This is a genomic window from Kutzneria sp. NPDC051319 (genome assembly GCF_040682195.1).
In the GTDB taxonomy this organism is placed as follows: Bacteria; Actinomycetota; Actinomycetes; order Mycobacteriales; family Pseudonocardiaceae; genus Kutzneria.
This window is the reverse complement of sequence record NZ_JBFBAM010000005.1, coordinates 255,838-270,918: the sequence shown is the minus strand read 5'-3', so window position 1 is coordinate 270,918 and position 15,081 is coordinate 255,838. Positions and strand designations below refer to the sequence as shown.

Genomic DNA, 15,081 nt, shown 5'->3' with positions numbered 1-15,081 from the left:
CTCGGGCAGGCATGATCTCAACACATGCTCGCCCGAGAGCGGGACTCGCGGTGTTCGCGGGGGTCACCCCACCTTGATCAGCCGGGAGCCGTGGGACGGGACGGCCGTCGCGGTCCAACTTCCGTTGAACGAGCCCAGATCCGTGCGTGACACCAGGTCCCGCACCGGATGGCTGTCGCTGACCCCGAGATCGCTCCAGTTCACGGTGATGTTCGCCGTCGAGGAGCCCATGTTGTACACGGCGACGGCCCAGCTCCCGTCGGGCATCTGCTTGCGCCACTTCTGCAGGGTGCCTCCGGTCACGCGCGTCGGGAACCGCGAGGCCTGGTCCACCGCAACCACTTCCGGGTTGGTCAGGATCGAAACCGCCCCGCTGTCAAGGAAGTAGACGTCGCCGCCGACCCACAGGGGCGCGGAGGCCATGGACCAGAAGGTCATCACGCTCTGGCGTTCGGTGCTGGTGATGCCGTCCTGGATGGCCTGGCCCGAGTTGTTGGAGATGGGCATCGAGTCCAGGTTCGGGAAGTAGCCCGCCTGCAGGCCGGACAGCCAGTTCGGCAGGTCGTTCCACCGCGCGCTGACGGAACTGGACCAGGTCGACAAGGTTCCGCAGTAGCACTCCACGTCCGTGTCGATCCGAACATCGTTGGTGTAGCTGGAAAGTTGCGACTCGATGGACTGGGGCACGGGCCAGGCGCTGGTGCTGAGCCAGATGCTGCGGCCCGTCTGGTCGATGGCCCGGGACCAGGCCTGGATGTCGGCCACGTTGTCAGTCGTCGTGCCGTCGACCTTGATCAGGTCAACACCCCAGGAGGTGAAGCGGCTGGCGATGGAGCTGATGTAGGCCTGGGCGCAGGAGTTGGCGTAGTTGATCTTCCACGAGCTGCCCCAGCCATTGGTGGCGGTCAGGGGCTGCTGGGCGATGTCCTGGGTGTGGCAGCTGGTACCGAGGATGGGCGCGTTCTTGTCGTAGACGCCCTTGTCCAGCCCCACGGTCGTGTACAGCCCGAGCAGCAGACCCTCGCCGTGGACGTGGCCGGCCACGCCGGCGATGCCGTTGGGGAATCTGGTCGGATCGGGGTCCGGAATTCCGTTGCCGTCGGTGTGGCCGTGGAAGGCCAGGTCGGCGTTCCAGCCGGAGTCGATGTCGATGTACCGGTACCCGGCCGACTTCAGCTTCGACGCCACCGCGTCCGCCGCACCCTCGACGTGCGACTCGGTCAGCCAGCTCGTGCCGTACGTGGCCCGGGTCGAGGCCTCCACGCTCCAGCTGCTCCACCCCATCCCCGGCATCGCGAAGCCGGTCCGGGCATCCGCCGGGCTCGCGCCCGGTAGCAGCAGAGCGACGGCGGCCAACGCCGCCGCACCCGCCATGAGACGACTGGGCATGGCAGTCTCTTTTCTCCCGGTCCACGCTGATCAGGGAAAACTCACCGTAGCCCCGCTAAATTTCCGCCGTCAACTATCTCCTGTGGCGCGAGTCCCGCTCTCGGGCAACCATGAAGCAGCTTCCGAACCCCGGCGAGTCCCGCTCAGCGTCACACCGAAATACGGTTCGGGGCAGGTGTGGCCGACGCGCCGCTAGCCTGGGCAACCGGTCCGCGCGAGCACACCGAGGCCCTGAACCTCAGTGCCGGGGCCGAGGTCGCGCGGTAGGACGGACAGGGCGGAAGCGACGTCGTTGGCGTTGCACGAGTCGGGGACGTTGTACTCGGCCTGGAGCTGGCGGTAGCGGTCACGGAAGCGGACGGCGGCCTCCCGGCCGACGTGGTTCGACAAGATGTCGTTGAAGGAGTCGTCGGGCCACGGGTTGGGCTCGTGCGGGAGGCGGAAGCCGGCCTCACCGGGGTGGGGCGGGCCGATCTGCTGCTCGGGCACCATGAGGTCGTACCAACGGATCAGTTCGCCGTGTTCGGCGATGAACCACGAGGTGGTGGAGTCCCCGTAGCTCCTGAGGTACAGGTGCGCGGCGCCGAAGCGGCGGCTCAACGACGCGCACCGCTCACGACGCACGGCGCGGTGCGCGGCCTCGTCGGCGGCCATTTGTTTGACCCCATAGGGATCGTCCTCGCCGGGCGGGAGCGTGCCGACGGCGTGATGGTCGACGGCGGGCTCACCGAACACGAGGGTCCAGCCGTCCAACACGGGGCTCACGTAGACGACGGAGCACCGGCCGTGGTCCGACCACCACCGGTTGCCCTCGAACCGCCAAGCCAGCCGCCCCATGCGCATGGTCACCGGCACGGGCGACGAGAAGCCGAACGCGTCGAGCACCGCGGCCTGGTCGCTGGTCGGCAAGGCGTACCAGAACTCGCATTCGCTGAACGGCAACGGCTTCTCGGCCGGCAGCAGGGCGGGGTCGAACGGCTCACGCAGGGTGGCCAGCACCGACAACGCCGCCTCCCGCAGCTCCGACGACGACAACGCCGCCCGCACCTCGGCGATCTCCGCGGGCCCGAAGTCCTTCAGGGAGAACGGGTTGTAGTCGCCGTCGGCGGCGATCCGGCTCAACAGCTGGGCAACGTCCACGCCACAAACTATAGGTATCGCCGCGCCAACGCCGCGAAGGCGGCCTTGGGCTCCCACCTACCCTCGTCCCGCTCGTAGTACCGCGCGGCCCAGGAATTCTTTGAGCCGCCCGGGAACGGCGGGGATCGCCGCCATCAGTCGACCAGCACGGCCAGCAACTCGTCCTGTGTCAGGTCGCCGGTGAGGCGCACGGCCCTGCCGCCCACGCGATCTACAGCCCGTTCAACAGCCCTTCCAACATCATCCCGAAAGCCGCGGCGATACTCCCCAGCAACCACCACCCCACCAGCGACCAGAAGGAGACCCGTCCCCGCGTGTCCTCACGCACGATGCGCAGCTTGAACAGCGCCTTGCCCACCGTCCGCTGCCACGCCCACTGGACCAGCACCCGGTTCACGGACGACGCCGCCACGTAGGTGAGGCAGAACAGCAACGCCCGCAGGTTCGGGTCGTCGGGCGCGAGCCAGAAGCCCACGATCACGCCGATGGTCGCGTGCAGCAGCATGTCGGAGAAGACCGCCCCCAAGTGTCGGCCGGGGTACTCGCCATTGGAGTGCACGTTCTCGGCCGGCACCCTGATCGGCCACCGGCTGGCCGTCTCGGTCGCCATGAATGCCCCCTCAGATCAACTCGTGCAGCCGGTACGCCATGTACGCGCCGACCGCCGTCGCCCCGATGAACCACTGGAGGTTCAGGTCCAGCAGCGAAGGCCGGGCGCCGGTGTCCTCGCTGACCACGGACATCCCCACCAGCGCCTTGCCGATGGTCGTGCCGGTCCGCCGTTGGAACAGCACCCGGTGCGCGTACGACACCAGCGCGTAGCCGGCGACGGCCACCTCGAACCGCCACCAGAGGTCGGCGTCGGGCAGGGCGATGGCGAACCCGAGCCAGACGACCAGGGCGAAGGCCAGGTGCAGGCCGCCGTCGACGGCGTACCCGATGAACCGCCGCTCCCAACGGTGCAACTGGTCGAACGAGCCCCGCCGGTAGACCGGGGTCAGGCCCTTGAACGAGGTGCTGTCGATGTCCCCCATGTCCCTTCAACGCCGAGAAGTCCCGGATGGTTGCCCGGGACTTCTCGGCCGAACGGGTGTCAGATCTCGACAGTGTGCTTGGGGCCGGTGAACCACTTGCGGGCCGAGGCGAACCACCAGATGGCGATCAGCAGCACCAGTCCGCCGACGGCCAGCGGCGCGTAGTTCACGGCCGTCCAGCTGAAGTCGGCGGCGCCCGGCACGCCGGCGGGGACGGTGGGCAGGATGAAGTACACCGAGATGATGACGATCTCGATGATGGCCGTCCAGCACATCCACTTGTAGTTGCGGCCCAACGACCACGGCCCGGGCACGAACGAGGAGCCGGCCCGCAGCCGCAGGGCGATGGGGATCAGGAACGCCAGGTACAGCCCGATCACCGCCACCGACACGACGGCGTAGAACGCGGTGGGCACGCCGGCGGAGCTCTTGTACAGGGCGGGCAGCGTCAGCACGAGACCGGCGACGCAGGAGCCGATCACGGCGTTCACCGGCACCCGGTTGGCGTTCAGCTTGGACCACAGCCGGTGGCCGGGGACCGCGCCGTCCCGGCTGAAGGCGTAGCTCATCCGGGACGTGCTGGTCACGCAGCTCATGCCGCAGAAGAACTGGCCGATGGCCGAGATGCCGATGACCACGATGGCCAGGTTGGAGTTCAGGGCGGTGGTGATGATCGAGCCGACGAAGCCGGCCTGCTTGTTGATCTCGTCGACGTTGGTGGCGGCGAACAGGAAGGCCAGCAGCAGGACCCAGCCGCCGATCGCCGAGTACAGAATGGACTGCCAGATGCCACGGGCGGCGGTGCGCGCGGCCCCCTTGGTCTCCTCGGAGATGTGCGCGCAGGCGTCGAAGCCGGTGATCGTGTACTGGGTGAGCAGGAAACCCAGCGGCAGCACGTAGAACCAGTAGGTGCCGTCGGCGAAGCCGGAGTTGTTGATCCGCTGGGTGAACACGAACGCGAAGCTCTGGTGCGAGGTGGGCGCGAAGGCCAGGATCGCCACCACGGCCACGACGCCGACCACGTGCCAGTACACGGAGACGTTGTTGAGCATGGCGACCAGGTGGCTGCCGAAGATGTTGATCAGTGCGTGCAGCACCAGCACGATCACGAAGATGACGAAGATCTCGTTGAGCGTGCCCTCCCATCCGGAGTCCACAAGGGACAGGAAGAAGGAGATGAAGGTGGCGCAGCCGTAGTCGACGGACGCGGTCACGGCGACCAGCCCGACCAGGTTGAGCCAGCCGGTGAACCAGCCGTGCACCGGCTTGCCCAGTTTCGAGGCCCACCAGTAGATGCCGCCGGCGGTGGGGAACGCCGACACCAGCTCGGACATGCACAGCCCGATGATCAGGATGAAGGCCGAGATCACCGGCCAGCCCCAGCTGATCGCCACCGGGCCGCCGTTGTTCCAGGCCTGGCCGAACGTGGTGAAGCAGCCGGACAGGATGGAGATGATGGAGAAGGAGATGGCGAAGTTGGAGAAGCCGCTCCACGTCCGGCGCAACTCCTGCCGGTAGCCCAGTCGGGCCAGTGTTGTCGCGTCGTCGTCGATGTGCTCGACCTGCTCGCTCACGGCTTACCTCCGCACTGTGTCCAGCAACTCTCCCAGCCCGGGGTCGCCGAGATCGCTCAGCGCCCGCCCCCACTTCGCGGCCGCCTCGGCCGCGTAGTCGAAGTCGGCAGCGGCCCGGCCGCCAAGTAGTCCACTGTGGACCGTGAACCAGAGCGTCCAGGTCACGTTGGACATCGTCCGGTACAGCCGCACCCTGGCCAGCAGTTCCGGGGAACGGTCCCGACCGAAGTAGGCGTCGGCCAGCCGCGCCACGCCGTCCACGTCGAGCAGCGCCTCGGCGGCGATGTCCCCCAGCTCGAAGCACGGGTCGTTCTGGCCGGACAGCTGGTAGTCGACGATGCGCACCCGGCCGCCGTCGGCGATGAAGTTCTCGGCCAGCAGGTCGTTGTGGCACGGCACGCGCGGCACCGGCCGGGCGGCCAGCGCCTCCCGGATGCGGGCCACCAGCGGCAGTTGGTCGGCGTAGCCCTCGGGCAGCCCCAGCCCGTTCCGGTCGCACAGCGCGAGAAACTCGGCCAGCTTGTCGAAGATGTCGAAGTCGTTGCCGAACGGCCGCCCGGAGTGCAGCCGGCGGCACGCGGCGGCGATCCCCTCCAGGTGGGCCGGCACGTCCGCGGTCGACAGCGTCACGCCGTCCACGTACTCCAGCACCAGGGCGTGCTCGTCGGGCAGGACCCGCAGCACCTTCGGCCCGGCCCCGGTCTCGGCCGCCTGCACGGTGTTGGCGATCTCCTGGGCCATGGGCACGCCCAGGCCGGCCTCGGCGACGGCCGGGTCGAGCACCCGCAGCACGAACCGTCTCCCGCCGGCGTCCACCCGCACGACCCGGTGGCTGAGCCCGCCCTTGATCACGGTCAGCTCGACCGGCCCGGCGAACTCGGGCACCTGGGCGACGATCGATTCCACCACGGGCTCGTCCAGCACCACCTGACCGCGCCTCCCGCCATCGGACGAACGTGATCAGCAAGTGTCGGCCCGCGGCTGGCCAGCGTCAACCCGATGCGGTAACAAGGGCGTCGTGGCAGCTGACAGGGCACTCCCCGACCGGGCCCGGATCGTGATCATCGGTGGCGGGGTGGGCGGCGCCAGCGTCGCGTACCACCTCGCCCAGCTGGGCGAACGCGACGTGATCGTGCTCGACCGCGACGAGCTGACCAGCGGCTCGACCTTCCACTCGGCCGGGCTGGTCGGCCAGCTGCGGTCCGATCCGACGCTGACCAGGATGAACCAGCACTCCGCGCAGCTGTACGCCGAGTTGCAGACGGGTGAACATCCGCCCGGCTGGGTGCAGTGCGGCGGCATCCGGCTGGCCTGCACGCCGGACCGGATGGCCGAGGTGCGCCGGCAGATCGGCTGGGCCCGGGCGTTCGGCGTGCCGCTGGAGGAGATCAGCGCCGAGCAGGCCCGCGAGCTGTTCCCGCTCATGGACACCAAGGGTGTGCTGGGCGGCTCGTACCTGCCGACCGACGGCTACGTGGACCCCTCACAGCTGGCGTACTCGCTGGCCGCCGGGGCTCGCGCCGGCGGCGTGCGCATCCACCAGCACACCCGCGTGACCGGCATCGACGTCGAGCGCGGCCGGGTGACCAGGGTCCGCACCGACAAGGGCGACCTCGAGGCGGAGATCGTCGTCAACTGCGGCGGCATGTACGCGGCGGAGATCGGCCGGCTGGCCGGCGTGCGGATCCCGATCATCCCGATGTCCCACCAGTACGTGGTCACGGAGCCGGTGCGCGAGCGGGACGGCACGCACCTGCCGACGCTGCGCGACCCGGACAACCTCGTGTACTGGCGCGAGGAGGTCGACGGCCTGCTGATGGGCGGCTACGAGCGTGACTCACGGGCGTGGTCGCTCGACGACACCGGCCTGGACCGAATCCCCCAGGACTTCAACGGAAAGCTGCTCGCCGCCGACTGGGAGCGGTTCGCCGAGATCAGCGAGAACGCCGCGATGCGCGTGCCGGTGATGGCCGACCTGGGCATCCGCAAGCTGATCAACGGGCCGGAGGCCTTCACCCCGGACAACGAGTTCTGCCTCGGCGAGACCGAGGTGGCCGGCTTCTTCGTGGCCGCCGGGTTCTGCGCGCACGGCATCGCCGGCGCCGGCGGCATCGGCAAGGTGATGGCCGAGTGGATCGTGGCCGGCGAGGCCCAGCTCGATGTGTCCCACATGGACATTCGACGGTTCGGCCGGCAGTACCGGTCGCCCTCGTACACGCTGGCCCGGGTCACCGAGAACTACGAGACGTACTACGACATCCCGTTCCCGCACCGGCAGCGCAGCGCCGGCCGGCCGCTGCGGGTGTCGCCGGTGTACGCCTGGCATTCCCAGCAGCAGGCCCATTTCAGCGAGAAGTCCGGCTGGGAGCGGGTCGACTACTACCAGAACAACATGTACGGCGGCGACGACTTCATGCAGCCGCGGGGCTGGGCCGGCATGGGCTGGTCACCGGCCATCGTGGCCGAGCACCGAGGTACCCGCGCCGCCGCCGGCCTGTTCGACGAGTCCTCGTTCGCCAAGATCGAGGTGTCCGGGCCGGGCGCGGCGAAGCTGCTGAGTTGGTTGTGCGCCAACGATGTCGACCGCGAGGTCGGCAGCGTCACCTACACCCAGGCGCTGAACACGCGCGGCGGCATCGAGTGCGACTTCACGGTGGCTCGGCTGGAGGAGGACCTCTTCCGGATCGTCACCGGCACCGCCTACGGCTCGCGGGACCTGGCCTGGCTGCGTCAGCACGCCCCGGACGACGGCTCGGTGCGGATCACCGACGTCACCGGCCAGTACACGTGTTTCGCCCTGTGGGGCCCGAATGCGCGCAAGATCCTGGCCCAGCTGACGCCGGCCGGCCTCGACAACGAGTCGTTCCCGTACATGACGGCCCAGCAGATCACCGTCGGCGACGTGCCGCTGACCGCGCAGCGCGTGACCTTCGTGGGCGAGCTGGGCTGGGAGCTCTACGCCTCGGCCGAGTACGGCGCCGCGCTGTGGGCGGCGCTGTGGGAGTACGGGCAGGACTTCGGGCTGATCGCCGGCGGTTACAAGGCGATCGACAGCATGCGGCTGGAGAAGGGTTACCGGCTCTGGGGTTCCGACCTCACTCCCGACCACAATCCTTACGAGGCCGGGCTGGGCTTCTGCGTCAAGAAGGACGGGCCGTTCCTGGGCCGGGACGCTCTGCTGCGGGCCAAGGAGCGGGGCATCACCCGCCGCCTGCGCTGCCTGACGCTCGACCAGCAGCACATGGTCGCGTTGGGCGGTGAGCCGGTGCGCATCGGCGGCGAGGTGGTCGGCCGCGTGACGACCGGCGGATTCGGTTACACCGTGGACAAGCCCATCGCGTTCGCCTATCTGCCGGCGGACACCCCGATCGGCGCGGACCTTTCGGTGGAGTTGTTCGGCGAATGGGTCAATGGCGTGGTGGTGAAGGACCCGCTGTTTGACCCCAAGGGCACGCGCATCAAGGCGTGACGGGGAAAGCGTTAACAGTCAAGGGATTCGTGGGGGTTAACCCCCGAATTCCTTGACTGGCCTGGTTCTCCTGGTATCTGTGGGTGTGAGCCACGTTACTGAGGGGACACCAAGTGAAGACATTACGAGCAGCGCTGGCGCTGCCGGTGGTGGCGCTCGCCGCCATCACGACGACAGGGCTCTCCACCGCGGGGCCCGCGACCGCGGCGCCGGAGCAGCCGAGCCGGACGATCACCTGGGCGCCCTGTGTCCAGGACGCGACCGTCGACTGCGGCCAGCTGGTCCTCCCGATCAACTGGGACAACCCGAAGGACGGCACGTTCACGCTGGCCCTGGCCCGCCGCAAGGCGACGGATCCGGCCAAGCGCATCGGGTCCCTGGTGTTCGACCCGGGCGGCCCCGGCGGTTCGGGCGTGCTGTCGCTGATCTACAGCCCGAACATGTTCTCGCCGCAGCTGATGAGCCGGTTCGACATCATCGGTTTCGACCCGCGCGGCGTGAACCCGCACGACGCCATCAAGTGCGACGCCTCGGTGCTGGCGCAGGCGCCGACCGAAGCACCGGACACGCCCAAGGGCTTCGCCGCCGCGGTGGCGTACCGCAAGACGCTGACCGACGACTGCCGCAAGCTCAGCGGGCCGCTGATCGACCACGTGGACAACATCAGCGTGGTCAAGGACATCGACGCGATACGGGCCGCGCTGGGTGAGAAGAAGCTGACCTACTACGGCGTCTCCTACGGCACGCTGATGGGACAGCAGTACGCCGAGATGTTCCCGGACCACGTCCGCGCGCTGGCCCTGGACAGCAATATGGACCACAGCCAGCGCACCACCGGCTTCACGGTCACCGAGGCGCAGACCGACGAGGACGCGTTCCAGGAGTTCGTGAAGTGGTGCGACCGCGACGCCACCTGCGTGCTGCACGGCCAGGACGTCAACGCCCTGTTCAACCGGCTCTACGCCAAGGCCCAGGCCGGCCAGTTGGTCGACCCAGACGGCCAGCCGATCACCGCCGACCAGCTGTCGGACCTCCCGGTCGGCTACCTGTACGGGCCGGACTGGACCTATCTGGCCCAGGCGCTGAAGTCCCTGGCCGACGCCACGCCGGCGTTCGGTCCCAAGGCCGACACGCCGGTGCTGACGTACTTCCCGTTCGCCTTCTGCTCGGACTGGAAGTTCGACCTGCCCAACGCCGGCGCCGTCGCCGTCGAGCGCAAGATCAGCAACGCCGTCGCGCCGACGCTGCGCCTGTCCGGCATCGGCTGGGGCGCCATGACCGGCTGCCTCGGCGTCGACAAGGTGGCCAATCCTCAGCACCCGTACCAGGTTCACGGCACGCCGCCGCTGCTGATCATCGGCGGCAAGCACGACCCGGCCACGCCGTACGCGTGGTCGGTCGGCGCGGCCAGCCAGATCCCCAACTCCACGCTGCTCACCTATGACGGCTGGGGCCACGGGCAGTACTTCAAGAGCCCGTGCGTGGTCGACGCCACCGACCAGTACCTGATCTCGGGCAAGCTGCCGCCCAAGGGCACGCACTGCCCGGCCGTGCCGCCGACCACCACCGGTTTCGCCGGCCAGCACTCGCCGTTGCCCAGCATCGGGTTCTAGCGGCCGTTCGGGTCGGATCCGGCGGCCGGGCCGAGGCAGGAACGGCCGCCGGCCTTGAACCGAGACTCCCTCCGTGACGAGCGTGGAGCTCCACCCGTCACGGAGGGACCTTTCTGGTGAGAACGATGATGACCTTGGCGCTCGCGGCCGCCACCGCGGTGTCTTTGGCGACGCCGGTGACCGCTTCTGCGGCGCGCTCCATCACCTGGGCGCCGTGCGCCCAGGACGCGACCGTGGACTGCGGATCGCTGGTGCTGCCGATCGACTGGGCCAATCCCGGCGCCGGCACGTACACTATGGCCCTGGCCCGCAGGAAGGCCCGCGTGCCGAGCGAGCGCCTCGGCTCGCTGGTGTTCGATCCCGGCGGGCCCGGCAACTCGGGCACGGACTGGTTGCTGCACAAGGACTTCTTCACGCCTCAGATCCACGACCGGTTCGACATCGTCGGCTTCGACCCGCGCGGCACCGGCCAGAGCCAGCCCATCACCTGCGATCCGACGCTGGTCGCGGCCCTGCCGACGTCGGATCCTTCGACGCCCCAGGGGTACACGGATGCCGTGTCGTACAACCGGAAGCTGGCCGCCGACTGCCGCCAGCGCAGCGGGCCGCTGTTCGACCACATCGACGATCTCAGCGTGGCGCGCGACCTGGAAGCGATCCGGGTCGCGCTGGGCGAGGACAAGCTGACCTTCTACGGCGTCTCCTACGGCACGCTGATCGGCCAGCAGTACGCCGAGATGTACCCGCAGCGGATCCGCGCCCTGGCGTTGGACAGCAGCATGGACCACAACCTGGACGTCACCTCGTTCCTGGGTACCGAGGCGCAGTCCGGCGAAGACTCGTTCGAGGTCTTTGTCCAGTGGTGCAACGGATCCACGGTCTGCGTGCTGCACGGCCAGGACGTCGACGCCCTGTTCGACCGGCTCTACGCCAAGGCCCAGGCCGGCACGCTCGTCGACAGCACCGGCGCGAAGATCACCCCGGACTTCCTGTCCGAACTGCCCGGTCGGCCGCTGTACGGGCCGGACTGGGCCGGGATCGCCCAGCAGCTCCGGGCGATCGACGCCGGCACGTTCACCATGCCGCCGAACGGCGTTTCGCCGTACTTCCAGTTCGCCTTCTGCTCGGACTGGTCATTCCCCCTGCCCGACGCCGCCGCCGTTGCCTACCAACGGAAATTCGACAACCGCCTGGCTCCGGTCACCCGGGTTTCCGGCACGGGCTGGCCGGCCATGCGCAACTGCCTCGGCACACAACACGTCCAGAATCCGCAGCGGCGACTCCAGGTGCACGGCGTGCCACCGCTGCTGATGGTCGGCGCGTTGCACGACCCGGCCACGCCGTACGTGTGGCAGACCGATGTGGCCGGTCAGCTGCCGACCGCGACCCTGCTCACCTATGACGGATGGGGCCACGGCCAGTACTTCAAGAGCTCGTGCGTGGACGACGCGGTCGACGACTACCTGATTTCCCTGGCCCTGCCGGCGAAGGGCACGCACTGCCCCGCGGTGCCGCCGGCCGGCTCGTAACCGTTGAGGCGAGGGGCTCCCACTGTCACCGGGAGCCCCTCCGCGTCATGCGACGATGCCGAATTCGGGCGCCTGCACAGGATTCCCCTCCCCAAGGTCGATCTCCCCCACACCAGAAGTATCACGGGGCGCGCGGCAACGCCGACAGACCCGGGATTGCCCATCCGGCATGGGTAAGGTCACCCATGCCGCTCACTCGGCTTCGGTCGGCCCCAGTCCGTGGCGTTTCGCGTACTCGACGGCCTCGGCCCGGTTCTGCAGGCCGGCCTTGGTGTAGGCGTGGTTGAGGTGCGTCTTCACGGTCGCCTCGCTGACGGCGAGCCGGCGGGCGATCTCCGCGTTGGTCAGGCCGGCGGCGACCAGCCTGAGCACGTCGGCCTCGCGGGCCGTCAGCTCGCCGCGGTGATCTCGCCCGATCGGGCGACGCGGGGCCGGATTCACGCCGGCCACCACGGCCCGCAGGGCGCGGATCACCGTGTCGCGGTCGGCCGTCGGCGGCAGCCAGCCGGCCGCGCCGGCCTGCAGCGCCGGCAGCACCTGGTCGTTGGTCGCGGGCAGCACCGCGATCACGATCACCACGGTCGCGGGGTGCTCGGCGCGGACCGCGCGCGTCAGCTCGACCGCGTCGCCGCCGGGCAGCGACAGGCCGAGCAGCAGCACTTCCGGTCGGTGCCGGTCGAGCAGCGGAGGTACCTGGGTGTGGTGCGTCGCCGTGCCGACCACGGCGACGCCGGGTAAGTGCCCGAGCGCGGCGTCCAGGCCGGATCTGACCGGGACGCGGTCCTCCGCGACCACGACACGGACGATCGGGGTGTCCAAAGCCGTCATGGGCAAATGATGGTATGCCCACCCCGAACTCGCCCGGATTTCGGTGTCGGTTCTAGTTCGCCAGCGCCGCCAGCACGAAATCGGCGATCTCGGCACCCAGTTGCTCAGGGGACTTGGGGCCGTCCGGCCGATACCAGGTGGGCAATTGGTTCACCACGCCCAGCGCGATCAGGACCGCCGTGTCGGCCGGCGTCACCGAGCTGAACTCCCCCGACGCCTGTGCCTTGGCGATGACGTCACGGAACGTGCGCTGGTACCGCCGGCGGTCGGCCCGGAAGGCGGCCATCCGCTCGGAGTCCAGCTTGTGCATCTCCCGGACGAACACCGCCGTCTCGTCGATGCGGTCCGCGGTGGTGACGACCAGGTTGACCATGATCGCCCGGACGGTCTGCACCGCCCCGTTGCCCTCGGCGATGATCCGGTCCAGCTCGGCGGTCTGCAGGCCGATCAGCGAGTGGTAGATCTCGTAGAGCAGGTCGTCCTTGGAGTCGAAGTAGTGGTAGAGCGCGCCCTTGGTCACCTCGGCGTAGGTCACCACCTCCTGCACGGTGGTGGCGTCGAAGCCCTTCTCCGCGAACAGCTTCACCGCCGCGCGCAGGATGCGGCTCTCCATCGGGGTCAGCTCGCCGCGCCCCTGCGATGCCTTGGTCACGCCCGCTCCCTCTTCTACTTCCGGCCCAGGGCCCTGACGACGTCGAACTGGTCCGCCCCCGTGGGCAACACCATGATCGCGGGCGTGTCCAGGCCGTTGTCCACGTACTCCTGCACCCGCTCGCGGCAGCGGTCGAGGCTGCCATGCACGACCAGGTCGTCCACCACGTGGTCCGGGATGGCCGCGTTGGCGCCCTTGCGGTCGCCCGCCGCCCACAGCCGGTGCATCTCGGCCAGGTCCTCGCCGCGGCCCAGCCAGTCGTGGAACGCCGCGTAGGCCGGCACCGTCAGGTAGCTGCTGATCAGCATCCGACCCAAAGCCCTTGCCGCCGCAACATCTTCCGTCGGACAGACGAAGACCCGGGCCACCAACTCCTTGCCCGTGCCCAGTTCCGCGCGCACCCGCGGCACGTCGGTCGGGGCCAGCCAGTTGGTGATCGCGCCGTCGGCCTCCTTGGCGGCCAGCCGCAGCATGCCCGGGCGCAGCGCCGCCAGCATGATCTGCGGGGCCTGCTCGGGCACCCGCTCCAGCTTGAACCGGCTCACCTTGAACGAACCGAAGTCGCCGTCCACCTTCTCGCCGGCCAACGCCTTCTGCAGGAACCGCAGCGTGTCGCGGACGTTGGCGAACGGCTCCGTGAACTCACGGGCGTTCCAGCCCTGCACGATCACCGGCGAGCTCGACCCGATGCCCAGCGCGAACCGTCCCGGCGCGAGCTCGGCGATGGTCGCCGCCTGCATGGCCAGCAGGCCGGGGCCGCGGGTGTAGACCGGGGCGATGGCCGTGCCCAGACGCAGCGAGGGCGCCCACTCCGCGGCCAGCGCCAGCGGCGTGAAGGCGTCCGTGCCGGCCGTCTCGGCCGACCACACGTCGGTGTAGCCCAGGTCGGGCAGGGACTTGACCAGGTCGCGCTGCTTCGGCAGCGGAATGCCGGCCAACGGAAGCGTGATACCCCAACGACTCACTTCCACACCTCGCTAGCACTCGGCGTGCGCGTTCGCGCGTGCACTGCGTTGAATGATTCGCTCGCAAGCTCCCTCATGCTCAGACCACCATCGGGCGAATCGTGGCGCCGCCGTCGATGACCAGCGTCTGGCCGGTCATCCAGGACGAGTCGTCGCCGGCCAGGAAGACGGCCGCCTTGGCGATGTCCTCCGGCTCGCCGATGCGGCCGAGCGGCAGCGCCTTGTTCAGCTGCTCCTCGTTGTTCTCCCACAGGCCGCGGGCCAGGTGCGTGCGCACCACGCCGGGGGCGATCGCGTTCACCCGGGTGGTGGGGGCCAGCTCCATGGCGAACTGGCGGGTCAGGTGGATCACCGCCGCCTTGGTGGCGTTGTAGTAGCCGATGCCGATCTCCGGGGCCAGGCCGCCGATCGAGGCGATGTTGATGACCGAGCCGCCGGTGGCCGACATCGAGGCCTTCCACACCAGGCCCGTCCACAGCACCACCGACATCTGGTTGACCTGCACGGTCTTGTCCGCGCGGGGCACGTCCAGGTCGACCAGCGGGCCGTAGTACGGGTTGGTGCCGGCGTTGTTGACCAGGACGTCGATGCTGCCGAACTCCTCGACCGCCGCCGCGACACAGGCCTGGGCCTGCTCCGGCTCGCCGACGTGGGCCGCCTTGGCCAGCACCTTGGCCCCCGGCCGGGCCGCGCGCAGCTCCTCGGCGACCTGGTCGAGGGCCTCCTGCTTACGTGAGGAGAGCACCACGTTCGCGCCCTGGGCGGCCAGCGCGAAGGCGATCGCCTTGCCGATGCCGCGGGACGCGCCGGTGATCAGCGCGGTCTTGCCGGTCAGACCTGACATCTTCGTCGCTCCTGTGGTCGGGTGACCCCCACGGTACAATACCG

The 15,081-nt window shown here is 69.2% G+C and carries 13 protein-coding genes; 3 read left to right on the top strand and 10 right to left on the bottom strand.

The genetic code is table 11. From position 1 onward, the window contains the following. Positions 1-63: 63 nt before the first annotated feature. From AB0M73_RS07350 to AB0M73_RS07325, 6 genes are all read right to left on the bottom strand, one after another. Positions 64-1,389, bottom strand: a complete 1,326-nt coding sequence (locus AB0M73_RS07350; protein ID WP_363888020.1) for a glycoside hydrolase family 27 protein — start codon at positions 1,387-1,389, stop codon at positions 64-66. Positions 1,390-1,581: 192 nt separating this feature from the next. After that, the gene (locus AB0M73_RS07345; protein WP_363888018.1) at positions 1,582-2,529 is read right to left on the bottom strand and encodes a hypothetical protein; all 948 of its coding nucleotides are present in this window, start codon (positions 2,527-2,529) and stop codon (positions 1,582-1,584) included. 211 nt (positions 2,530-2,740) lie between these two features. Then, a complete protein-coding gene (locus AB0M73_RS07340) occupies positions 2,741-3,139 on the bottom strand; it encodes an RDD family protein (protein ID WP_363888015.1) in 399 nt (132 codons plus the stop codon). Positions 3,140-3,149: 10 nt separating this feature from the next. Further along, positions 3,150-3,563, bottom strand: coding sequence for an RDD family protein (locus AB0M73_RS07335; RefSeq protein WP_363888013.1), 414 nt, complete (start codon positions 3,561-3,563; stop codon positions 3,150-3,152). 59 nt (positions 3,564-3,622) lie between these two features. Next, positions 3,623-5,137 (bottom strand): amino acid permease, encoded by a 1,515-nt coding sequence (locus tag AB0M73_RS07330; protein ID WP_363888012.1) that lies wholly within the window; start codon positions 5,135-5,137, stop codon positions 3,623-3,625. A 3-nt stretch (positions 5,138-5,140) separates the two neighbouring features. Next, positions 5,141-6,064, bottom strand: a complete 924-nt coding sequence (locus AB0M73_RS07325; protein ID WP_363888009.1) for a phosphotransferase — start codon at positions 6,062-6,064, stop codon at positions 5,141-5,143. A 91-nt stretch (positions 6,065-6,155) separates the two neighbouring features. On the opposite strand from AB0M73_RS07325, the gene AB0M73_RS07320 reads away from it, so the two are divergent. The 3 genes from AB0M73_RS07320 to AB0M73_RS07310 all read left to right on the top strand — a co-directional run bounded on the left by AB0M73_RS07320 (position 6,156) and on the right by AB0M73_RS07310 (position 11,748). Further along, on the top strand, positions 6,156-8,606 hold the full coding sequence (locus AB0M73_RS07320; RefSeq protein ID WP_363888007.1) for an FAD-dependent oxidoreductase: 2,451 nt from the start codon (positions 6,156-6,158) through the stop codon (positions 8,604-8,606). Positions 8,607-8,719: 113 nt separating this feature from the next. Then, on the top strand, positions 8,720-10,219 hold the full coding sequence (locus AB0M73_RS07315; RefSeq protein WP_363888005.1) for an alpha/beta hydrolase: 1,500 nt from the start codon (positions 8,720-8,722) through the stop codon (positions 10,217-10,219). Positions 10,220-10,344: 125 nt separating this feature from the next. Continuing rightward, complete coding sequence (locus AB0M73_RS07310) at positions 10,345-11,748, top strand: alpha/beta hydrolase (RefSeq protein WP_363888045.1); 1,404 nt, start codon at positions 10,345-10,347, stop codon at positions 11,746-11,748. 192 nt (positions 11,749-11,940) lie between these two features. Here AB0M73_RS07310 and AB0M73_RS07305 read toward each other — a convergent pair whose 3' ends face one another. The 4 genes from AB0M73_RS07305 to AB0M73_RS07290 form a co-directional block, all read right to left on the bottom strand. Continuing rightward, positions 11,941-12,576: a response regulator transcription factor gene (locus tag AB0M73_RS07305; RefSeq protein ID WP_363888003.1), complete on the bottom strand. Its 636-nt coding sequence runs from the start codon at positions 12,574-12,576 to the stop codon at positions 11,941-11,943. 52 nt (positions 12,577-12,628) lie between these two features. Next, complete coding sequence (locus AB0M73_RS07300) at positions 12,629-13,228, bottom strand: TetR/AcrR family transcriptional regulator (RefSeq protein ID WP_043717209.1); 600 nt, start codon at positions 13,226-13,228, stop codon at positions 12,629-12,631. A gap of 14 nt (positions 13,229-13,242) precedes the next feature. Next, entirely contained in the window at positions 13,243-14,193 is a 951-nt protein-coding gene (locus AB0M73_RS07295; protein WP_363888000.1) for an LLM class F420-dependent oxidoreductase, read from the bottom strand. A 79-nt stretch (positions 14,194-14,272) separates the two neighbouring features. Continuing rightward, on the bottom strand, positions 14,273-15,037 hold the full coding sequence (locus tag AB0M73_RS07290; RefSeq protein WP_363887997.1) for an SDR family oxidoreductase: 765 nt from the start codon (positions 15,035-15,037) through the stop codon (positions 14,273-14,275). Positions 15,038-15,081: the final 44 nt, after the last annotated feature.